This is a genomic window from Bacillus sp. ChL18, assembly GCF_026241425.1.
Lineage (GTDB): Bacteria > Bacillota > Bacilli > Bacillales > Bacillaceae > Bacillus > Bacillus velezensis.
The window spans coordinates 40990-62546 of sequence record NZ_JAPHWE010000004.1; the positions used below are offsets into that span (position 1 = coordinate 40990).

General features: G+C 46.3%; 20 protein-coding genes and 2 riboswitches. Of the genes, 19 read left to right on the plus strand and 1 reads right to left on the minus strand.

Translation table 11 applies throughout. The annotated features are described in order from the left end of the window. Positions 1-3 precede the first annotated feature (3 nt). Positions 4-1545 carry a glutamine-hydrolyzing GMP synthase gene (guaA, locus tag OQ477_RS18640; protein ID WP_007408887.1) on the plus strand — a complete coding sequence of 514 codons (1542 nt, stop codon included), beginning with the start codon at positions 4-6 and terminating at the stop codon, positions 1543-1545. A gap of 87 nt (positions 1546-1632) precedes the next feature. Here guaA and OQ477_RS18645 read toward each other — a convergent pair whose 3' ends face one another. Next, positions 1633-3378 carry a retron Ec67 family RNA-directed DNA polymerase/endonuclease gene (locus OQ477_RS18645; RefSeq protein WP_265973457.1) on the minus strand — a complete coding sequence of 582 codons (1746 nt, stop codon included), beginning with the start codon at positions 3376-3378 and terminating at the stop codon, positions 1633-1635. A gap of 542 nt (positions 3379-3920) precedes the next feature. Here OQ477_RS18645 and OQ477_RS18650 point away from each other — a divergent pair. From OQ477_RS18650 to purH, 18 genes are all read left to right on the plus strand, one after another. Further along, positions 3921-4454: a sigma-70 family RNA polymerase sigma factor gene (locus OQ477_RS18650; protein WP_265973458.1), complete on the plus strand. Its 534-nt coding sequence runs from the start codon at positions 3921-3923 to the stop codon at positions 4452-4454. Further along, entirely contained in the window at positions 4436-5875 is a 1440-nt protein-coding gene (locus OQ477_RS18655) for a DUF4179 domain-containing protein (protein ID WP_265973459.1), read from the plus strand. Before OQ477_RS18650 ends, OQ477_RS18655 begins: the two co-directional genes overlap by 19 nt. Before the next feature lie 123 nt (positions 5876-5998). Then, positions 5999-6100: riboswitch (purine riboswitch) on the plus strand. Positions 6101-6231: 131 nt separating this feature from the next. After that, complete coding sequence (locus OQ477_RS18660) at positions 6232-7554, plus strand: NCS2 family permease (RefSeq protein ID WP_007408891.1); 1323 nt, start codon at positions 6232-6234, stop codon at positions 7552-7554. 197 nt (positions 7555-7751) lie between these two features. Next, positions 7752-8534 carry a hypothetical protein gene (locus OQ477_RS18665; protein ID WP_105938011.1) on the plus strand — a complete coding sequence of 261 codons (783 nt, stop codon included), beginning with the start codon at positions 7752-7754 and terminating at the stop codon, positions 8532-8534. 138 nt (positions 8535-8672) lie between these two features. Next, complete coding sequence (locus tag OQ477_RS18670; protein WP_265973460.1) at positions 8673-8846, plus strand: Fur-regulated basic protein FbpA; 174 nt, start codon at positions 8673-8675, stop codon at positions 8844-8846. 121 nt (positions 8847-8967) lie between these two features. After that, positions 8968-9522 carry a DUF2179 domain-containing protein gene (locus OQ477_RS18675; protein ID WP_007609840.1) on the plus strand — a complete coding sequence of 185 codons (555 nt, stop codon included), beginning with the start codon at positions 8968-8970 and terminating at the stop codon, positions 9520-9522. Further along, positions 9519-9716 (plus strand): NETI motif-containing protein, encoded by a 198-nt coding sequence (locus tag OQ477_RS18680; protein WP_007609843.1) that lies wholly within the window; start codon positions 9519-9521, stop codon positions 9714-9716. Before OQ477_RS18675 ends, OQ477_RS18680 begins: the two co-directional genes overlap by 4 nt. Positions 9717-9794: 78 nt before the next feature. Continuing rightward, positions 9795-9896: riboswitch (purine riboswitch) on the plus strand. A gap of 132 nt (positions 9897-10028) precedes the next feature. Then, positions 10029-10517: a 5-(carboxyamino)imidazole ribonucleotide mutase gene (gene purE, locus OQ477_RS18685; RefSeq protein WP_007609846.1), complete on the plus strand. Its 489-nt coding sequence runs from the start codon at positions 10029-10031 to the stop codon at positions 10515-10517. Beyond that, positions 10471-11652, plus strand: coding sequence for a 5-(carboxyamino)imidazole ribonucleotide synthase (gene purK / locus OQ477_RS18690; RefSeq protein ID WP_050585493.1), 1182 nt, complete (start codon positions 10471-10473; stop codon positions 11650-11652). The genes purE and purK overlap by 47 nt, the downstream gene beginning before the upstream one ends. Then, on the plus strand, positions 11652-12944 hold the full coding sequence (gene purB, locus OQ477_RS18695; RefSeq protein WP_007408896.1) for an adenylosuccinate lyase: 1293 nt from the start codon (positions 11652-11654) through the stop codon (positions 12942-12944). Before purK ends, purB begins: the two co-directional genes overlap by 1 nt. Before the next feature lie 75 nt (positions 12945-13019). Beyond that, positions 13020-13739, plus strand: coding sequence for a phosphoribosylaminoimidazolesuccinocarboxamide synthase (gene purC, locus OQ477_RS18700; RefSeq protein WP_101670761.1), 720 nt, complete (start codon positions 13020-13022; stop codon positions 13737-13739). Beyond that, entirely contained in the window at positions 13739-13993 is a 255-nt protein-coding gene (gene purS, locus OQ477_RS18705; protein ID WP_003155758.1) for a phosphoribosylformylglycinamidine synthase subunit PurS, read from the plus strand. The genes purC and purS overlap by 1 nt, the downstream gene beginning before the upstream one ends. After that, a complete protein-coding gene (gene purQ / locus OQ477_RS18710) occupies positions 13990-14673 on the plus strand; it encodes a phosphoribosylformylglycinamidine synthase subunit PurQ (protein WP_265973461.1) in 684 nt (227 codons plus the stop codon). Before purS ends, purQ begins: the two co-directional genes overlap by 4 nt. Continuing rightward, on the plus strand, positions 14657-16885 hold the full coding sequence (gene purL / locus OQ477_RS18715) for a phosphoribosylformylglycinamidine synthase subunit PurL (protein ID WP_265973462.1): 2229 nt from the start codon (positions 14657-14659) through the stop codon (positions 16883-16885). The genes purQ and purL overlap by 17 nt, the downstream gene beginning before the upstream one ends. Next, positions 16861-18291 (plus strand): amidophosphoribosyltransferase, encoded by a 1431-nt coding sequence (gene purF, locus OQ477_RS18720; RefSeq protein ID WP_007609856.1) that lies wholly within the window; start codon positions 16861-16863, stop codon positions 18289-18291. Before purL ends, purF begins: the two co-directional genes overlap by 25 nt. A gap of 91 nt (positions 18292-18382) precedes the next feature. After that, positions 18383-19423: a phosphoribosylformylglycinamidine cyclo-ligase gene (gene purM / locus OQ477_RS18725; protein ID WP_029973746.1), complete on the plus strand. Its 1041-nt coding sequence runs from the start codon at positions 18383-18385 to the stop codon at positions 19421-19423. Next, entirely contained in the window at positions 19420-20007 is a 588-nt protein-coding gene (gene purN / locus OQ477_RS18730) for a phosphoribosylglycinamide formyltransferase (RefSeq protein ID WP_007609858.1), read from the plus strand. Before purM ends, purN begins: the two co-directional genes overlap by 4 nt. Further along, complete coding sequence (purH, locus tag OQ477_RS18735; protein ID WP_265973463.1) at positions 20004-21542, plus strand: bifunctional phosphoribosylaminoimidazolecarboxamide formyltransferase/IMP cyclohydrolase; 1539 nt, start codon at positions 20004-20006, stop codon at positions 21540-21542. The genes purN and purH overlap by 4 nt, the downstream gene beginning before the upstream one ends. The last annotated feature ends 15 nt before the right edge of the window (positions 21543-21557 follow it).

A 21557-nucleotide genomic window follows, 5' to 3' on the forward strand; every position in this document is an offset into this window, starting at 1 on the left:
ACCATGACGAAGTTAGTGAATGAAATGATTCTTGTTCTTGATTTCGGCAGTCAGTATAACCAGCTGATTACCCGCCGGATCCGTGAATTTGGCGTATATAGCGAGCTGCACCCCCATACGTTGACAGCTGAGGAAATCAAAGAAATGAATCCAAAAGGAATTATCCTTTCAGGCGGACCGAACAGTGTATATGATGAAGGATCTTTCCGCTGTGATGAAAAAATCTTTGAACTCGATATTCCTGTATTGGGCATCTGCTACGGCATGCAGCTGATGACTCATTACCTCGGAGGGAAAGTCGAGGCGGCAAGCCAGCGCGAATACGGAAAAGCGAACATTCAGATTCAAGGAACTCCTGACTTGTTCAAAGATCTTCCGGAAGAACAGGTTGTGTGGATGAGCCACGGCGATTTGGTTGTAGAAGTTCCTGAAGGCTTCACTGTTGACGCAACAAGCCATCACTGCCCGAATTCAGCGATGAGCAAAGCGGACAAGAATTGGTACGGCGTTCAGTTCCACCCGGAAGTGCGCCACTCTGAATACGGCAATGATCTTCTGAAAAACTTTGTATTCGGCGTTTGCGATTGTGAAGGCAAATGGTCAATGGAAAACTTTATCGAAATCGAAATGCAAAAAATCCGTGAAACAGTCGGAGACAAACAGGTTCTTTGCGCGCTAAGCGGCGGTGTTGATTCCTCTGTTGTGGCTGCTTTAATTCATAAAGCGATCGGCGACCAGCTGACTTGTATTTTCGTCGATCACGGCCTGCTTCGTAAAGGCGAAGCGGAAGGCGTCATGAAAACGTTCAGCGAAGGCTTTAATATGAATGTCATTAAAGTTGATGCGAAAGACAGATTCTTAAACAAGCTGAAAGGTGTTTCTGATCCTGAGCAAAAACGCAAAATCATCGGCAACGAATTCATTTACGTGTTTGATGATGAAGCGGACAAGCTTAAAGGCATCGATTACCTTGCGCAAGGAACGCTTTACACGGATATTATCGAGAGCGGTACTGCAACGGCGCAAACGATCAAATCGCATCACAATGTCGGCGGACTTCCTGAAGATATGCAGTTTGAACTGATCGAGCCGCTGAACACCCTTTTCAAAGACGAAGTGCGCGCGCTCGGCACAGAGCTCGGCCTTCCGGATGATATCGTATGGCGTCAGCCGTTCCCGGGCCCTGGACTTGGCATCCGCGTACTCGGTGAAGTAACGGAAGAAAAACTTGAGATCGTTCGTGAATCAGACGCGATTCTTCGTGAAGAAGTGGCGAACCACGGCCTAGAGCGCGACATCTGGCAGTACTTCACGGTTCTTCCTGATATCCGCAGCGTAGGCGTCATGGGAGATGCGAGAACGTATGATTACACAATCGGTATCCGTGCCGTAACATCAATTGACGGCATGACATCTGACTGGGCGCGTATCCCTTGGGATGTGCTTGAAGTGATTTCGACACGGATCGTCAACGAAGTGAAACACATCAACCGCGTCGTGTATGACATTACGAGCAAGCCGCCTGCAACGATTGAGTGGGAATAGTCAAAAGAAAGCCTCAAACTCTTATTTAAAAGGGTTTGAGGCTCTTTTTTAAGCGTGTGCAAACAAATATTGCAAACAAAAAAATCATTAATCATTATAATTTGTTACAATTTGATTGATGTTATCTAATAGAGGTCTAAAGTTTTCGAAATTTATATCCTCATAGTTCTTCCATACATATTTGGAAAAAGCTCTTTTTCCATAGTTTTCAGAGGGATTATACTTTTTTTCACATCGTTCAAATGTTTTCCCGTTAAGTTCTGTTTTTAAGGTATCTAATTCGAATAAATCTTCTATTTCACATTCTTTTAGGTCGTTATCCAATGGATTAGTAACGATATAAAGGTTCGAAGTAATCTTTAAATAATTTTTATCGCATAACTCATCAATTTTTTCATTTTTTAAATTCATATAGTTTGTTAGAGTTTTTAATGGTTTCTCTTTATTATTAAGTTCATTATCTAGTATAAATATACAGGGATTTTTAGAATTCACATTCATGTTTTTGAAAATTTCACTATAGTTTGGACAAGTTCCTTCTTTATTAGAATAGAATTTATAGATTTGTTTCATGGTATCCGCACCATCTTTCTCTAAACCAAAGAAGTATTGCAATTTTGATGTCTTCTGCCCTTTTATTTTTTTGTGTGCTTTTGATGCTTTTGGATCTTCTCCTCTCTTTAAAAAAGAAATTTTGAATATAAAATCATCATTTACTTTTTTAATTAGTTTTGGATAATCTGTATAAAGATTTTTAAGGGCACTCTTTAAGTAAATAATATCTGTAGGACCCTCTGTTAAAATACAAGGTTTTTCATTATTGAAGAAATATTTATAAAACAGAAATTTTTGATATTCTTTTTCCTGTCCATTTAAATTTCTGAAACCTAATTTCGAATTTTTATCAATTTTTTTCTTTTCTTTATTATTCTCTTTGTTTATATGATTTATAAATGAAAAACGACCTTCAAGCTGTTTTAAACTACCCTCTACCCCATTTATAGTGAATGATCCATTTTTATATAAAGAGTTTGCCATTGCTCGAGTGTTTTTATAGAAATTTCTGGGCACATTCACTTTTTTATTTACGACTAGCCCAGTCACAACTTGTCTAGATTGCTTATATTGAAGTCGAGTTTTTTTTCGATTAATTTTAAAGCCAGATTGTTTAATAATCATTTCTAATTGACTTATAAATTCTTCTGATTTTTCATCGAAACCTTTATTGTTTGTTGAAAAAGTTAAATCATCAGCATATCTTGTGTAATCTAATTTATATTTTTTAGCAATTTTTAATATTTTCATATCTAAAATATTGCAAATTAGATTAGTTATTATAGGGGAGGAAGGAGCACCTTGCGGTAAAGAACCGTTATAACAAGTTAATTGAGCTAATACTGTTGCTATATTTTTGGGAAACAAATAATTTTTGTTTTTTTCAAAGTACCCTTGTACTCTTCCAAAATGAAAACTTTCAAAGAAATTTTCTAAATCTATATTAAGAACAAAACGTTTGTTTTTATGTATTTTAGCGTTTGTTATAATACTTTTTTCTTTGGTAAAAGCATGAGCAATGTTCAGCCTAATCTTATTTTCATAATAGAATTTTTTTTGTTGATTTAATAACATATTCACAATATTTCTTTGAATATCCTTTAAATCTTTAGATGGAGCGTTAATAATTCTCTGTCCACCACTTTTTTTGGGAATTTGGAAAGTTGTATATGAATTTTGAATCTTCTTAATATATAATATGTAAGTTAACTTTTTTTTCGGTGTTCTCAAAATATTTGAGAGATTGTCTATTGATGTTATATCTTCAAAAGTGTTCATAGTTATTGCCTCCAAAAAAAAATAGAACGTGTGGTTACTCATTACGTTCTATAGGAATCGAAACTATACGATACAATACAATTATACGAGTAATAAGGAACAAATCTCCCTACCATTTTTGTCAAAACTTGCGAAACACAAGTTAAAAAATCTAACCACACGTTCTTAATCATTATAATACTATATGTCTAATTATTAAAGTTTATATATTTCTTTTTACGTACTGGTTTGAAACCATCTTTCTATTAGCAACTTTATTATGTTGCACGTTAATAACATTTTTAAGCCTATTAGATTTAGACCCTCCCATAATATTCAGAACACGGGGGAGCAATATTTTTAATGGTAACTTCTAAATCAAGGAACTACAAACCCCAAAAGGCTTGATATTCAATAAATTAATTCTTATAATGTTTAGAAAGCATTGAATGGGAATAAATCAAGATAAAAAAACGTCTCTTTTAAAAAAGAGGCGTTTTTTTTTCATCTTTTTGAAACCGTTTTGCCCTGATTCATATCTAACAGCATAGGAGGTGGATAAGGTGAAGGAAGAACGATTGATCAAAAAGGCGAAAAAAGGTGATGCCTCAGCCTTTGAAAAACTGATCACAGCACACCAGGATACTTTATATAAAACAGCTTATCTCTATTTGCATCACAAAGAAGATACGTTGGATGCAGTGCAGGAAACGGCTTACAAGGCTTTTCTTCATATCGCGCAGCTGAAGGAGCCGAAATATTTTAAAACGTGGCTGATCCGGATTTTGCTTCATACGATTTTTGCGATGAGGAAAAAGCACGGAGACATGATTCCGTTTGAGCCGCAACATGATACGGGCGCGGAGAATAAGAACATTGAAGAATACATAGATCTTCGGAATGCCCTGGAAACGCTTGACGAACATATACAGCTGACCATTCAGCTTTATTATTTTCAAGATTTCTCGATTGCTATGATCGCTGAACAGACCGGTATGGCGGAAGGCACTGTAAAAACGCATCTCCACAGGGCGAGAAAAGCATTGAAGCAGGAGCTGGAAAAGGAGGATAAACATATATGGAAAAGCATCAAATGAAGCAATTGTATCAGGACATTGACGTGCCGAAAGCTGAATTGAAAAACGTGATACATAGCGCCGCTGTCCGTGCCGGAAAAGAAGGCGCCGTCAGACGGAGATGGGGACGAAAAGTGATAAACGGACTCGCGGTTGCTGCTGCTTTGTTTATTCTGTATTTGTCCTCAGGCTTATTCATGCCCTCCGTTAATACGGCTATGGGAAACATCCCTGTTGCCGGGCAGATTTACAGGGTATTTCAGGATAAGGCAGGTTCTGCGCTGTTTAAAAGCAATTTGGTGACAAAACTGAACGAGAAAGCGGAATCGCGCGGGATTACGGTTACAGTGAAAAGTGTGTATTACGACAGCGGACAGCTCGTTTACAATTTTACCGTTGACAATTTGAGATCAGATGAGGAGAGCATCTCTTTTCAAGTTGATTATAAAGATCCACGGAATATGTTAGCAGAGGATTATGACAGCAGTGATATGAAAAAAATGAAAGACGGGCAGTACGGGGGGCAGCTTCGCTTTTTTGCGGACGGCCCAAAGCTGAAAGACGGTGATAAGCTTCCGCTTGTCATTACAAAAATTAAGGATATTCCCGGAAACTGGCGCTTTACACTCCCGATTAAAAAACAAAAGTCCGTTTCTCTTGAAGGAACGAAAGCTGTGAATGTAAACGGGTTATACCGCTTTTTCGATATCCGGGCGGAAAACGGAACGATGGGATCGGCTCTCCTGTATTCAGTCGACTTTCAAGATGCCGCTAAAAATGATGCCATCTCGATTGACGAGGCATCGGATGATGCTGGAAACCATTATGAAATGACGATGTCGAATATTGAACTTGGCGACAGGAAGAACCTTCACGGCGGCGGGAAAAGAGTACGCGGCCAAACTCAATTCAGCAAACCGATAGACCCGAAAGCGAAAACACTTTTCATAACGGGCGATGTAAAATCAGAATCAGAGCCTGGAGAAATCGTGCCTCTGAAAACAAAACTGCCCGCCAGCTATAAAACGAAACATCATCATGTCGGCATTACCATCAAAAAGATCAAACAGCAAGGCAGACGGGTAATCGTTGATTATCAATTCACCGGAATCAATTACAGCAAGGCGGATGAAGATCAGCTGATGAATATCGGTGAGTCTATCGGTCTCGGCAATACGAAAAAAATGAAAACCTGGCCATCGCTTAATGAGTATGAAAAAGGCTATTATCTGAAAGGAAATAAGGCGAAAGTCACGAATCTTAAAACGGGTGAAATGGAATCCGTTTTTGAATTAGATGATTCATCCGATAAAGACTATTCGTTGCGCGATTTCTCATTCGATTCATACGCTTTGTACGTCAATCAAACGGTTATGAACTTGCTGGCGGATGACAAGGGGATCACATTCGCGGTGCCGGTTCGGCCTGCTGACGGAAAATGATGTCGGGAAGGCGGCTTTTGCCGTCTTCCATTTTTGGTCAATTAACGAATAAACCAAATTTTTTTAACGGGATTGTTCGTTTTTTTTATTGAGTTTTCAAAATTGAATTGATACAATAGACTCAGAAATCAAATATGCAGATATCGTATAATGGCGGGGATATGGCCCGCAAGTTTCTACCAAGCTACCGTAAATGGCTTGACTACGGATCAATCTCAATCGTTTGATATAAATAATCCATTCTTATTTATTCAGACTGAACGTATGTAGTCAAGCGTCCCAAATGTATTTGGGGCGTTTTTTATTTGGCGGATATCGGGCAGAATAAATGGGAGAGAATGAAGGAGGCAATTGGCTTGAAGCAATTTTTTCAGTTTGATGAGCTGGGGACAAGCTATCGTAATGAAATCATCGGCGGTTTAACGACCTTTTTGTCAATGGCGTACATTCTGTTCGTCAATCCGCTGACATTGTCTTTAAACGGTGTGAAAGGATTTCCCGAAGCATTAAAAATTGATCAGGGCGCGGTGTTCACCGCTACAGCCTTGGCATCTGCGGCCGGCTGTATTTTAATGGGGCTCATTGCAAAGTATCCGATCGCGATTGCGCCGGGTATGGGATTAAATGCGTTTTTTGCTTTCTCTGTCGTACTCGGCATGGGGATTTCATGGCAGGCTGCGCTTTCCGGCGTCTTGATTTCCGGAATTATCTTCGTGGCGCTTTCGCTGACGGGATTGCGGGAAAAAATCATTAATGCGATTCCGCCTGAGCTGAAATTGGCGGTCGGCGCGGGTATCGGTTTGTTTATCACATTTGTCGGTTTGCAGGGTTCGGGCATTATTGAAGCGAACTCATCGACTTTGGTGTCTATCGGCAATATTCACAGCGGACCTGTGCTGCTGACGGTTTTCGGTGTTATTGTGACGGTCATTCTGATGGTGCTTCGCGTAAACGGCGGCGTATTTATCGGAATGCTTCTGACGGCGGTTGCCGGCATGGTCTGCGGACTGATTCCGGTTCCGACGCACATTGTCGGCAGCGTGCCGAGTCTTGCGCCGACTTTCGGACAGGCGTGGATGCACCTTCCGGATATCTTCTCCGTACAAATGCTGATTGTCATTTTAACGTTCCTGTTCGTCGGGTTTTTCGATACGGCCGGAACGCTGGTAGCTGTAGCGACACAGGCCGGACTGATGAAGGAAAATAAACTTCCGCGTGCGGGAAGAGCGCTTCTGGCGGATTCGACATCAATCGTTATCGGAGCCGTACTCGGTACGTCTACAACGACTTCTTATGTTGAATCCAGCTCAGGCGTTGCGGCGGGGGCGCGCTCCGGCTTCGCGGCTGTTGTGACGGGCATTCTCTTTTTGCTGGCGATGTTTTTCTCGCCGCTTCTGTCAGTTGTCACCACGAATGTGACGGCTCCGGCTTTAATTATTGTCGGCGCGCTGATGGTGGCGCCGCTCGGTAAGATCGCCTGGGATAAATTCGAGGTGGCTGTGCCGGCATTCTTAACGATGATTATGATGCCGCTGACGTACAGCATTGCGACGGGGATTGCGATCGGTTTTATATTCTACCCGATTACAATGATCTGCAAAGGAAAAGGAAAAAGCGTTCATCCGATTATGTACGGGCTGTTCGTCATCTTTATCCTGTATTTTATCTTCTTAAAATAACGGAAAAACCGGCTGAGTTCAGCCGGTTTTTTGTTTTTGTCCTATTCCGTAAAACCAATACATACTATAAAACGTCATGTGGGTGTCCGGGTGAAGAAAACCGCTTGACTGTTTAAGGACGCTTCGGTACCTTATATAAGTGTTTTATTTTCTTGTTTAACAAATTCCGCCGTATTTTTTTGATAGGAGTTGCTGACATGACGGAAGAAAGAAAAGAAACGTTGGAAGAAGAAAAACAGCATCAGGGAACTGATGAAGAACCGCTGTCGAGAATGTCCAGAAATGCGGGACGTTATCAAAAGCAAAAGAAAAAAGATAAGGAACGGCGCCCGGCTCCGGCTTTTACGGAAAAACTCGCTTCTGCATGGGCCGCGGTCAAACGTTATTGCCGTTTCGCGCTGCGCATTTTGACATCACCGGTGAAGGTCGTTGGGGAAGACGGCTTTTCCCGCTTTAAATATGCTCTTATTTCAATGCTTGTATTCAGTATCTTTTTCTCAATCGGAAATTGGTTTCAGCTGAGGGCAAGCCAGCAAAGGCCTCTCGGATACGGAGAGCGGCATCATACGTTTTTTGACGGCTTTACCGTCGTTCTCGTGTATACGCTCGTCTTTTTTGCCGCTGCGGCCGGCGCGGTCTGGCTTGTATCACGTTATATGATGAAACAGAAAATCACGATGCGGGATGCGGCCGCGGGGGTCGGATCGCTTTTGGTTCCGGCTGTCGCCTGCTCTATCGTGTGGATGATTTTCGCGATATTGAATCTGCCGGTCGTCACCGTGGTGTTTACGGCGCTGACCTTGTTTCTGGCCGCCTCGGCGATGGTGCAGTTTGTGCAGATTCTTTACAAATCGGCTGAAAAGCCTGCGGCTGACGTGATGTACTGTATTTCCGCGGCGGTCATCATCATGCTCATTTTTACGGCTGTGACATGGCCGCTCATTTCAGAGTACTTTACTGCTTCGCTGATCCCTTTATAAGTCGAAATTTGTCTTTCACAATGTTTACAAATATTTCTAATAAAGCGTGTTGTTTTGAAGACCCGGCCGAGATATGATGAGAGCAACAGCAATTCGAAAGCGGCACTACTCTTTATGATTCGGAAAGGGATGATGAAGATGGCCCCGTTGTTGCGAGAAGCCATTAAACGGAAAAAACAGCATCTGAGGACAAAGCTGATCCGCTCAGGGTTTTACCAAAACCATGTTCAGGAACTGTCCGGATACACGCTGAGTGAGCTTGAGAAGGAATATGAAGCCGTCAAACGATTGAAAAAAGCCGAGCTTCACTGATAAGAGCTTGAAAGTCTGCCTTACGGGGCGGGCTTTTTTTTCTTTTGAAAATGATCAAAAGAGGGTAAACTATCCTTAATTGAAAGATTGGCTTTTCAAATTATCAGAGGAGGGGGAATCAATGATGCAGACGATTTTATCCAACAGTATAGGTATGGTTCTCATTATTCTCATCATTAACATTATATATGTCTCTTTCTTTACGATCAGGATGATTCTGACATTAAAGGGACAGCGCTATTTCGCCGCGGGCATCAGTACGATTGAAATCCTTGTGTATGTGACCGGCCTGAGTCTCGTGCTCGGCAATCTGAATCAAATTCAAAACGTCATTGCCTATGCACTCGGCTACGGCCTCGGCGTCATAGTGGGAATGAAAATTGAAGAAAAACTGGCGCTCGGCTATATTACAGTCAACGTCATTACGAAGGAGCTTGATCTGGACCTGCCGAAACAGCTCCGGGAAAAAGGATACGGGGTTACAAGCTGGGTTGCGGGCGGACTTGAAGGAGACCGGACCGCCATGCAGATACTGACACCGCGCAAATATGAGCTTCAGCTTTATGATACGATTAAAACGCTTGATGAAAAAGCGTTTATGATCGCCTTTGAGCCGAAAACGATCCATGGCGGATTCTGGGTGAAAGCAGTGAAGAAGAGGAGAATTAAGGAATGACAAAGCCAAAAAAGAAACGGTTTGAAGTAACGGAAGATGAAACGATTGACACCATTCTCACTTTAATGAAGGAAGAGGGCTATATGCCCGTCCGGCGGATGGAAGAGCCGATCTTTACAGAAAAGAAAGAAAATGGATCAATTCAAGTCGTTCCTTGCGGGAAAAAAATCGTATTTGAAGGGAAATTGATCTAAACACGAACATTAAAAGAAAGAATTTTTATATCGTTCGATAATGTCGTTGACATTATCCAAGTCCGTTGTTAAGATAAACATGAAATCAAAACACGACCTCATATAATCTTGGGAATATGGCCCATAAGTTTCTACCCGGCTGCCGTAAACGGCCGGACTATGCAGGAAAGTGATAAACAGCTGACATGGATATCGCAGAAGCGAACGACTGACGATACGCGCGCCATGCCCGGTTTGTATTGCTTCCTCATAGTTGCAATACGAGCCGGGCTTTTTTTTCTGAAAAACAAAGCATGAGAAGGTGGGAACAGAATGCAGCCGCTAGCAGGAATCATCATGGGAAGCACCTCCGATTGGGAGACAATGAAACATGCATGCGACATACTTGACGAACTTCACATTCCTTATGAAAAACAGGTGGTATCCGCGCACCGGACGCCTGATTTGATGTTTGAATATGCAGAAAGCGCAAGAGACAGGGGTTTAAAAGTCATTATTGCCGGAGCCGGAGGAGCGGCGCATCTGCCGGGAATGACGGCGGCCAAAACGACGCTGCCGGTGATCGGCGTACCGGTTCAGACGAAATCGCTTAACGGGCTTGATTCTCTTCTGTCTATCGTACAGATGCCCGGCGGCGTGCCGGTCGCGACGACGGCGATCGGGAAAGCGGGCGCAGTGAACGCGGGTCTGTTAGCCGCGCAAATTTTGTCGGCATTTGACGATGACATTGCGGATAAACTAGAGGCGAGAAGAAATGCGACAAAACAAACGGTGCTGGAAAGCAGTGATCAGCTTGTCTGATAAAAAAACGATTTTTCCCGGCGCCGTCATCGGCATTATCGGAGGCGGACAGCTCGGAAAAATGATGGCTGTCGCCGCAAAACAGATGGGCTATAAAGTCGCTGTCGTCGATCCCGTGAAAGACTCGCCATGCGGACAGATCGCCGATATTGAGATTACCGCCCAGTACAATGACCGTGAAGCGATTCAAAAATTGGCCGGAGTCAGTGACATCATTACCTACGAATTTGAAAATATCGATTACGAGGCGCTCAACTGGCTCAAAGAACATGCATATCTTCCCCAGGGAAGCGAGCTGCTGCTCATCACCCAAAACAGGGAAACGGAAAAAAAGGCGATCCAGTCAGCAGGCTGTCAAGTCGCTCCTTATCGGATCGTAAACAGCGGACGGGAGCTTGAGGAAGCCGTTCAGGCACTGGGGCTCCCGGCGGTGCTGAAAACATGCCGCGGCGGATATGACGGCAAAGGCCAATTTGTCATTAAGGAAGAAGGACAGACAGATGAAGCGGCTGCGCTGTTAGAAAACGGCACGTGCATACTTGAAAGCTGGGTATCGTTCCGGATGGAGCTTTCCGTTATCGTGACGAGATCGGTGCACGGTGAGATTTCAACCTTTCCGGCTGCTGAAAATATCCACAAAAATAATATTCTGTTCCAAAGCATCGTACCCGCGAGAGCGGAGGAAACGGTTCAAAAGCGGGCAGAGGCGCTTGCCGTTCAGCTCGCGGAGAAATTGGAACTTGTCGGGCCCCTTGCGGTGGAAATGTTCGTCACGGAAGACGGAGATCTTTTGATTAATGAACTGGCGCCGCGTCCCCACAATTCAGGGCATTATACGCTCGACCTTTGTGAAACGAGCCAATTCGAACAGCACATCAGAGCGGTCTGCGGACTTCCTCTCGGCAGAACCGATCTTCTCAAACCGGGAATGATGGTGAATCTGCTCGGTGATGAAGTGAAGCTTGCGGAGGAGCATACGGAGCTTTTAAAGGAAGCCAAACTGTACCTGTATGGGAAACATGAGATAAAAAAAGGCCGCAAAATGGGACATATGACATTTTTGCGGAAGCCTGATGAAACATGGATTAAGGACATCACGAACATATGGATGAAAAGAGACGGAGGACGAGCATAATGATCGAACGTTATTCAAGACCTGAAATGTCCGCGATCTGGACGGACGAAAACAGATACCAGGCATGGCTGGAAGTCGAGATTTTAGCCTGTGAAGCCTGGGCTGAGCTTGGCGTCATTCCGAAAGAAGACGTCAAGGTCATGCGCGAAAACGCGTCTTTTGACATCAACCGCATTTTGGAAATCGAGCAGGATACGCGCCATGACGTCGTTGCATTCACCCGTGCGGTTTCAGAATCATTAGGTGAAGAAAGAAAATGGGTTCACTACGGCCTGACGTCAACAGATGTCGTGGATACCGCTCTTTCCTATCTATTAAAACAGGCGAATGAGATCTTGCTCAAGGACATTGAGAGATTTGTTGACATTATAAAAGAAAAAGCGAAAGAACATAAATACACGGTCATGATGGGCCGCACGCACGGCGTACACGCGGAACCGACGACATTCGGCCTGAAGCTCGCGCTTTGGCACGAAGAAATGAAACGCAACCTTGAACGTTTCAAGCAGGCAAAAGAAGGGATCGAGGTCGGGAAGCTTTCCGGCGCGGTCGGCACATATGCGAATATTGATCCGTTCGTAGAGCAGTATGTCTGTGAAAAACTCGGTCTGAAAGCGGCGCCGATTTCCACTCAGACATTACAGCGCGACCGACATGCGGATTACATGGCGGCACTGGCTTTGATCGCGACGAGCATTGAAAAATTCGCAGTGGAAATCCGCGGTCTGCAAAAGAGTGAAACACGTGAAGTGGAAGAGTTTTTTGCTAAAGGACAAAAAGGCTCATCGGCTATGCCTCATAAACGGAATCCGATCGGGTCGGAAAATATGACGGGCATGGCGCGCGTAATCCGCGGGTACATGCTGACGGCATACGAAAATGTACCGTTATGGCATGAGCGTGATATTTCTCATTCATCAGCTGAGCGCATCATTCTTCCTGACGCGACAATCGCGCTGAATTACATGCTGAACCGATTCAGCAATATCGTCAAAAACTTAACGGTATTCCCGGAAAATATGAAACGCAACATGGACCGCACACTCGGTTTAATCTACTCTCAGCGCGTGCTGCTCGCTTTAATCGACACGGGTCTGCCTCGTGAAGAAGCATATGACACGGTTCAGCCGAAAGCGATGGAAGCGTGGGAAAAACAAGTGCCGTTCCGCCAGCTTGTCGAAGCGGAGGAAAAAATCACGTCCCGTCTCACACCGGAACAGATTGCCGATTGCTTTGACTACAATTATCATCTGAAAAACGTCGACTTGATCTTTGAGCGTTTAGGTTTATAGAAGAAGCCAGCCGGAGGCGGCTTCTTCAGCCGCCATAGATTGAATATTCCCAACATTCGGGTTAGGAGGCCTTCCGTGAATATTGTGAACAATAATCTTCTTTATGAAGGAAAAGCGAAACGAATTTATCAAACAGAAGACGAACAGATTCTCCGCGTGGTCTACAAGGATTCCGCAACAGCCTTTAACGGTGAGAAAAAAGCGGAGATCAGCGGAAAGGGCCGTCTGAACAATGAAATTTCAAGCCTGATTTTCAAACATCTGCACGCCAAAGGAATTGACAACCACTTTGTGGAGCGTGTTTCAGAATCAGAGCAGCTTATCAAAAAAGTGAGCATCATTCCGCTTGAAGTCGTGGTCAGAAACATTGCCGCCGGAAGCATGTCGAAACGTCTCGGCATCCCGGAAGGAACTGAGCTTCCGCAGCCGATTATCGAATTTTACTATAAAGATGACGCGCTGGGTGATCCGCTCATCACAGAAGATCATATCTGGCTCTTGAAAGCGGCGGCTCCTGAGCAGGTCGAAACGATCAAATCGATTACAAACCAGGTGAATCAAGAACTGCAGCATATTTTTGAAGACTGCGGCGTCAGATTAATAGATTTTAAGCTGGAATTCGGCTTAGACGCAGAGGGACGGGTGCTTTTAGCGGACGAAATTTCTCCTGACACGTGCCGTCTGTGGGACAAAAACACAAACGAAAAGCTCGATAAAGATTTGTTCAGACGGAACCTGGGAAGCTTAACCGACGCATATGAAGAGATTTTCAAAAGACTGGGAGGCATTTCATAATGTATAAAGTGAAAGTTTATGTCAGCTTAAAAGAAAGTGTGCTCGATCCTCAAGGAAGCGCGGTGCAGCATGCATTGCACAGCATGACCTACAATGAAGTGCAGGATGTGCGCATCGGAAAATACATGGAGCTGACGATTGAAAAATCTGACCGCGATCTTGACGCGCTCGTGAAAGAAATGTGTGAAAAGCTCCTTGCCAATACAGTCATTGAAGACTACCGATATGAAGTTGAGGAGGTTGTCGCACAGTGAAATTTGCGGTGATTGTGTTACCCGGCTCCAACTGTGATATTGATATGTTCCACGCCGTAAAGGATGAACTTGGCGAAGAAGTCGAGTATGTCTGGCACGAGGAAACAAGCCTTGACGGATTTGACGGCGTGCTCATCCCCGGCGGGTTTTCATACGGCGACTACTTGAGATGCGGCGCCATCGCCAGATTCGCAAACATCATGCCGGCCGTGAAAAAAGCGGCTGCCGAAGGAAAACCGGTTCTCGGCGTCTGCAACGGATTCCAGATTCTGCAGGAGCTCGGACTTCTGCCAGGCGCGATGAGACGCAACAAAGATTTAAAGTTCATCTGCCGCCCGGTTGACTTAATCGTGCAGAACGGCGGCACGTTATTCACATCTTCATATGAAAAAGGACAATCGATTACGATTCCGGTTGCCCACGGCGAAGGCAATTTCTACTGTGATGACGCAACGCTTGAAAGATTAAAAGAAAACAATCAAATCGCCTTCACATACGGCGGCGATATTAACGGAAGCGTCAGCGGCATTGCCGGCGTCGTGAATGAGAAAGGCAACGTATTAGGCATGATGCCTCACCCTGAGCGCGCAGTCGATGAACTGCTCGGCAGCGCAGACGGTCTTACATTGTTCCGGTCTATCGTGAAAAATTGGAGGGAAACTCATGTCGCTACTGCTTGAACCAAGTAAAGAACAAATAAAAGAAGAGAAACTCTATCAGCAAATGGGTGTCAGTGATGACGAGTTCGCACTCATTGAATCTATTATCGGAAGATTGCCGAACTACACGGAAATCGGGATTTTTTCCGTCATGTGGTCAGAGCACTGCAGCTATAAAAACTCAAAACCGGTTTTACGCAAATTCCCGACTAGCGGCGAACGCGTGCTGCAGGGTCCCGGAGAAGGCGCGGGAATCGTTGACATCGGTGACAATCAGGCGGTCGTGTTCAAAATTGAATCTCATAACCATCCGTCAGCGCTTGAGCCATACCAAGGTGCTGCGACGGGAGTGGGCGGCATCATCCGTGATGTTTTCTCAATGGGCGCCCGTCCGATAGCTGTATTAAACTCTCTTCGATTTGGTGAGCTCACTTCACCTCGTGTGAAGTACTTGTTTGAAGAAGTAGTGGCGGGAATCGCGGGATACGGAAACTGTATCGGAATTCCGACGGTCGGCGGAGAAGTGCAGTTTGACGCAAGCTATGAGGGCAATCCGCTTGTCAATGCAATGTGCGTCGGCTTAATTGATCATAAAGATATTAAAAAAGGCCAGGCGAAAGGTGTCGGCAACACGGTCATGTACGTCGGCGCTAAAACGGGCCGCGACGGCATACACGGCGCTACTTTCGCATCGGAAGAAATGTCAGATTCATCTGAAGAAAAACGTTCCGCGGTGCAGGTCGGCGATCCTTTCATGGAAAAGCTTCTCTTGGAAGCATGCCTTGAAGTCATCCAATGCGACGCCTTAGTGGGCATTCAGGATATGGGGGCGGCCGGTCTGACAAGTTCGAGTGCTGAAATGGCAAGCAAAGCCGGCTCAGGCATTGAAATGAACCTTGATCTCATTCCGCAGCGGGAAACAGGTATGACCGCTTACGAAATGATGCTTTCTGAGTCTCAGGAACGCATGCTTCTCGTCATTGAACGCGGACGTGAACAGGAGATTGTCGATATTTTTGATAAATATGATCTTGAAGCGGTTTCCGTAGGTCATGTTACGGATGATAAAATGCTCCGCCTCCGCCATAACGGAGAGGTTGTTTGCGAGCTTCCGGTCGACGCGCTGGCGGAAGAAGCGCCTGTATACCACAAGCCGTCAGCAGAACCCGCGTACTACCGCGAGTTTCAGGAAACGGAAGTTCCCGCGCCTGAAGTGAAAGATGCGACCGAGACGCTTTTTGCCCTGCTGCAGCAGCCGACAATCGCCAGCAAAGAGTGGGTGTACGATCAATATGACTACATGGTGCGCACAAATACGGTGGTCGCTCCGGGCTCTGACGCGGGAGTGCTCAGAATCCGCGGCACGAAAAAAGCGCTGGCGATGACGACGGATTGTAACGCCCGTTATCTCTATCTTGATCCTGAAGAAGGCGGGAAAATCGCAGTTGCCGAAGCGGCGCGCAACATCGTATGCTCCGGCGCCGAACCGCTTGCGGTCACGGATAATCTGAATTTCGGAAACCCGGAAAAACCTGAAATTTTCTGGCAGATCGAAAAAGCGGCCGACGGCATCAGCGAGGCGTGCAATGTTCTCAGCACACCCGTCATCGGCGGAAACGTATCACTTTATAATGAATCGAACGGAACGGCGATCTACCCGACGCCTGTTATCGGCATGGTCGGCTTAATTGAAGATACCGCTCATATTACGACACAGCATTTCAAACAAGCGGGGGATCTTGTATACGTGATCGGCGAAACAAAACCTGAGTTTGCCGGAAGCGAACTGCAAAAAATGACAGAAGGCCGCATTTACGGCAAAGCGCCGCAAATCGATCTTGATATAGAGCTGTCACGTCAAAAAGCATTACTTGACGCGATTAAAAAAGGCTTCGTTCAATCCGCGCATGACGTATCAGAAGGCGGCTTAGGCGTAGCGGTTGCAGAAAGCGTCATGACGACGGAAAACCTTGGCGCCAACGTAACTGTTGCAGGGGAAGCGGCATTATTATTCTCTGAATCTCAATCCCGCTTCGTCGTTTCGGTGAAAAAAGAACACCAAGCGGCGTTTGAAGCGGCTGTGGCCGATGCGGTTCATATCGGCGAGGTAACGGCTGACGGTCTTCTGGCGATTCAAAACCAGGACGGACAACAATTGGTTCACGCGCAAACGAAAGAACTTGAGCGCGCGTGGAAAGGAGCTATTCCATGCTTGCTGAAATCAAAGGCCTGAATGAAGAATGCGGTGTGTTTGGCATCTGGGGACATGAAGAAGCTCCGCAGATCACATATTACGGCCTGCACAGCCTCCAGCACAGAGGACAGGAAGGCGCGGGAATTGTCGCAACTGACGGTGAAAAACTGACGGCGCATAAAGGACAGGGGCTTATTACCGAGGTTTTTCAAAACGGCGAACTGAGCAAAGTGAAGGGAAAAGGCGCGATCGGGCACGTTCGTTATGCGACGGCAGGCGGAGGCGGATATGAAAATGTTCAGCCGCTCCTGTTCCGTTCGCAAAACAACGGCAGCCTCGCGCTCGCCCATAACGGCAACTTGGTCAACGCCACACAGTTGAAGCAGCAGCTTGAAAACCAAGGGAGCATCTTTCAGACTTCCTCCGATACGGAAGTACTGGCTCACCTGATTAAACGCAGCGGACACTTTTCGCTGAAGGATCAAATCAAAAATTCGCTGTCCATGCTGAAAGGCGCCTACGCGTTCCTGATTATGACTGAAACAGAAATGATCGTAGCGCTTGACCCGAACGGACTCAGACCGCTGTCAATCGGCATGATGGGTGATGCTTACGTCGTCGCTTCAGAAACGTGCGCATTCGATGTCGTCGGTGCGACATACCTTCGCGAGGTAGAGCCGGGCGAAATGCTGATCATCAATGATGAAGGCATGAAATCAGAGCGTTTCTCCATGAATATCAACCGTTCCATCTGCAGCATGGAGTACATTTATTTCTCAAGACCTGACAGCAATATCGACGGCATTAACGTGCACAGCGCCCGGAAAAATCTCGGAAAAATGCTTGCCCAGGAGTCCGCGGTTGAAGCGGATGTCGTCACAGGCGTGCCTGATTCCAGTATTTCTGCAGCCATCGGCTATGCCGAGGCAACGGGCATCCCGTACGAACTCGGTCTCATTAAAAATCGTTATGTCGGCAGAACGTTTATCCAGCCGTCACAGGCTCTCCGTGAGCAAGGCGTCAGAATGAAGCTGTCCGCCGTCCGCGGTGTTGTTGAAGGAAAACGGGTCGTCATGGTTGATGATTCCATCGTGCGCGGGACGACAAGCCGCCGGATTGTCACAATGCTCAGAGAAGCGGGAGCGACAGAGGTGCACGTCAAGATCAGTTCACCGCCGATCGCTCATCCGTGCTTTTACGGCATTGACACATCAACCCATGAGGAGCTGATCGCTTCTTCTCATTCCGTGGAAGAAATCCGTCAGATCATCGGTGCCGACACGCTTTCTTTCTTAAGTGTAGACGGATTGTTAAAAGGAGTCGGCCGAAAATTTGAAGACACCAACTGCGGACAATGCCTCGCTTGTTTTACGGGCAAATATCCGACGGAAATTTATCAGGATACAGTGCTTCCTCACGTAAAAGAAGCGGTGCTGACAAAATAAAATCTGAAAATGACATAAAGGCAGCGGGAATTCAGGCTGCCTTTCTCTTTCTGCCTTTTAAGGAGAAACGAATTGACAAGGAGTGATAGGGATGTCTGATGCTTATAAAAATGCCGGAGTTGACATCGAAGCCGGATACGAAGCCGTCAAACGAATGAAAAAACACGTGGAGCGCACGCAAAGGCTCGGCGTTATGGGAAGCCTGGGCGGTTTTGGCGGAATGTTTGATCTGTCAGAGCTTCCGTATCAAAAGCCTGTTTTAATTTCCGGAACAGACGGGGTCGGAACCAAGCTGAAACTCGCATTTTCAATGGATAAGCATGACACGATCGGCGTCGATGCGGTCGCGATGTGTGTAAATGATGTGCTTGCCCAAGGAGCGGAGCCGCTGTTTTTCCTTGATTATTTGGCGGTCGGCAAGGCTGATCCGGTAAAAATTGAGCAGATCGTTCAGGGCGTGGCGGACGGATGCGAGCAGTCAGGATCAGCGCTTATCGGCGGTGAGACGGCGGAAATGCCGGGGCTGTATACGGCTGATGAGTACGATATTGCGGGCTTTTCAGTCGGCGTCGCGGAAAAAGACGAAATCGTCACCGGTGAACATATCGAAGAGGGGCATCTCTTAATCGGACTTACTTCAAGCGGCCTTCACAGCAACGGATTTTCCCTTGTGAGAAAAGTGCTTCTTGATGACGGCGGACTTGATTTGGATACTGTCTATGAACCGTTTGCGCGTCCTCTCGGAGAAGAATTGCTGGAACCGACGAGAATATATGTGAAGCCGGTGCTCAAGGCGGTGAAAAGCGGTAAGGTGGACGGCATGGCGCATGTGACAGGCGGAGGATTCATCGAGAACATCCCGCGGATGCTGCCGGACGGATTGAGTGCGGAAATTGATCACGGATCATGGCCGATCCCGCCGATTTTTCCGTTTCTGCAGGAACACGGCAAGCTGAAAGAAGAAGAAATGTTCAATGTTTTTAATATGGGCATCGGTTTTGTCCTTGCCGTTAAAGAAGAAAACCTGACCGACGTCATCGACACGCTTGAAGCTCAGGGCGAGAAGGCTTATCTGATCGGCCGGGTCAAGCGGGGCGAAGGCATTTCTTTCGGCGGTGCGGCTCTTTCATGAAAAAGTTTGCGGTATTTGCTTCAGGAAACGGATCGAACTTCGAGGCCATTGCCAAACGCATGAGAGAAGAGAAGTGGGATGCGGAGCTCTCGCTTCTCGTGACGGATAAGCCTCAGGCAAAGGCGGTGGAAAGGGCGGAGGCTTTACACATTCCGTCATTCGCCTTTCAACCGTCATCTTTTGAAAACAAAGCGGCCTTTGAACGGGCCGTTATTGAACAGCTGCGCCTGCACGGGGCGGAATTAATCGTTCTCGCCGGCTATATGAGACTGATTGGAGATACGCTGCTTGAAGCATACGGGGGACGCATTATTAATATACATCCCTCGCTTCTTCCGGCATTCCCCGGGATTGACGCTGTCGGACAGGCGTATCGGGCCGGTGTGAAAGTGGCGGGCATTACCGTTCATTACGTCGACGAAGGCATGGACACCGGACCGATTATCGCGCAAAAAGCATTCGAAATACAGGAAAACGATACGCTTGAAGACATAGAGCATACAATACACGAGCTTGAGCACAAATGGTATCCGAGCGTTGTGAAACAGCTGCTGGGACTAAATAACAGAGGTGAAAAGGCATGACAATCAAACGCGCACTAATCAGTGTTTCTGATAAAACAAATCTCGTACCTTTCGTAAAGGAACTGACAGAGCTCGGCGTCGAAGTCATTTCGACCGGAGGAACAAAAAAACTTCTTCAGGAAAACGGTGTGGATGTCATCGGCATTTCAGAAGTGACCGGATTTCCTGAAATTATGGACGGACGGTTAAAAACCCTCCATCCTAATATTCACGGCGGCCTGCTTGCCGTAAGAGACAATGAAGAGCATATGGCGCAGATCAATGAGCACGGCATTGCACCGATTGACCTTGTGGTTGTCAACCTTTATCCGTTTAAAGAAACGATTTCAAAAGAAGACGTAACATACGATGAAGCGATAGAAAACATTGATATCGGCGGTCCCGGCATGCTGCGCGCCGCCTCGAAAAACCATCAGGATGTGACGGTCATCACAGATCCGGCCGATTACAGCTCCGTGCTCAATGAGATTAAAGAACACGGCGGCGTTTCGCTTAAAAGAAAACGCGAGCTTGCGGCCAAAGTATTCCGCCATACCGCGGCATACGACGCATTAATCGCTGATTACTTAACACGCGAGGCCGATGAGAAAGATCCTGAGCAATTCACCGTTACATTTGAGAAAAAACAATCGCTCCGCTATGGTGAAAACCCTCACCAAGAGGCGGTTTTCTACCAAAGTGCACTTCCCGTCTCCGGTTCCATCGCGGCGGCAAAACAGCTTCACGGCAAAGAGCTTTCTTACAACAACATTAAGGACGCGGATGCGGCCGTTCAAATCGTCCGGGAATTTACAGAACCCGCAGCTGTTGCCGTTAAACATATGAACCCGTGCGGAGTCGGTACGGGAGCTTCAATTGAGGAAGCATTCAATAAAGCGTATGAAGCTGATAAAACCTCCATTTTCGGCGGCATCATCGCGCTGAACCGTGAAGTTGATCAGGCAACGGCTGAAGCCCTTCACGGCATCTTTTTAGAAATCATTATCGCCCCTTCTTTCAGTGAAGAAGCGCTGAACGTACTGACGGCGAAGAAAAACCTTCGTCTGCTCACGCTTGACGTGTCCGCTTCAGGGAAGAAAGAAAAACAGCTGACATCCGTACAGGGCGGTCTTTTGATTCAAGATTTAGACGTCCATGGATTTGATGACGCCGACATCAGCATCCCGACAAAAAGAGAGCCGAGCGAGCAGGAATGGGAAGATCTGAAGCTGGCCTGGAAAGTCGTCAAACATGTGAAATCTAACGCGATCGTTCTTGCAAAAGACCATATGACGGTCGGTGTGGGCGCGGGGCAGATGAATCGCGTCGGTTCAGCTAAAATCGCCATTGAGCAGGCCGGAGAAAAAGCAAAAGGCAGCGCGCTCGGATCAGACGCGTTTTTCCCGATGCCGGATACAGTCGAAGAAGCCGCAAAAGCCGGTGTCACGGCGATTATCCAGCCAGGCGGATCAGTCCGCGATGAAGATTCGATTAAAAAAGCGGATGAATACGGGATCGCCATGGTATTCACCGGCATCAGACATTTCAAACATTAAGAGGGGGAACGAAGC

Excerpts from the sequence above, each read along its gene's own strand:
- guaA (WP_007408887.1), top strand. The coding sequence starts at position 4 with ATGACGAAGTTAGTGAATGAAATGATTCTTGTTCTTGATTTCGGCAGT.
- OQ477_RS18645 (WP_265973457.1), bottom strand. The coding sequence starts at position 3,378 with ATGAACACTTTTGAAGATATAACATCAATAGACAATCTCTCAAATATT.
- OQ477_RS18655 (WP_265973459.1), top strand. The coding sequence starts at position 4,436 with ATGGAAAAGCATCAAATGAAGCAATTGTATCAGGACATTGACGTGCCG.
- OQ477_RS18665 (WP_105938011.1), top strand. The coding sequence starts at position 7,752 with ATGACGGAAGAAAGAAAAGAAACGTTGGAAGAAGAAAAACAGCATCAG.
- OQ477_RS18670 (WP_265973460.1), top strand. The coding sequence starts at position 8,673 with ATGGCCCCGTTGTTGCGAGAAGCCATTAAACGGAAAAAACAGCATCTG.
- OQ477_RS18675 (WP_007609840.1), top strand. The coding sequence starts at position 8,968 with ATGATGCAGACGATTTTATCCAACAGTATAGGTATGGTTCTCATTATT.
- OQ477_RS18680 (WP_007609843.1), top strand. The coding sequence starts at position 9,519 with ATGACAAAGCCAAAAAAGAAACGGTTTGAAGTAACGGAAGATGAAACG.
- purE (WP_007609846.1), top strand. The coding sequence starts at position 10,029 with ATGCAGCCGCTAGCAGGAATCATCATGGGAAGCACCTCCGATTGGGAG.
- purK (WP_050585493.1), top strand. The coding sequence starts at position 10,471 with ATGCGACAAAACAAACGGTGCTGGAAAGCAGTGATCAGCTTGTCTGAT.
- purB (WP_007408896.1), top strand. The coding sequence starts at position 11,652 with ATGATCGAACGTTATTCAAGACCTGAAATGTCCGCGATCTGGACGGAC.
- purS (WP_003155758.1), top strand. The coding sequence starts at position 13,739 with ATGTATAAAGTGAAAGTTTATGTCAGCTTAAAAGAAAGTGTGCTCGAT.
- purL (WP_265973462.1), top strand. The coding sequence starts at position 14,657 with ATGTCGCTACTGCTTGAACCAAGTAAAGAACAAATAAAAGAAGAGAAA.
- purF (WP_007609856.1), top strand. The coding sequence starts at position 16,861 with ATGCTTGCTGAAATCAAAGGCCTGAATGAAGAATGCGGTGTGTTTGGC.
- purM (WP_029973746.1), top strand. The coding sequence starts at position 18,383 with ATGTCTGATGCTTATAAAAATGCCGGAGTTGACATCGAAGCCGGATAC.
- purN (WP_007609858.1), top strand. The coding sequence starts at position 19,420 with ATGAAAAAGTTTGCGGTATTTGCTTCAGGAAACGGATCGAACTTCGAG.
- purH (WP_265973463.1), top strand. The coding sequence starts at position 20,004 with ATGACAATCAAACGCGCACTAATCAGTGTTTCTGATAAAACAAATCTC.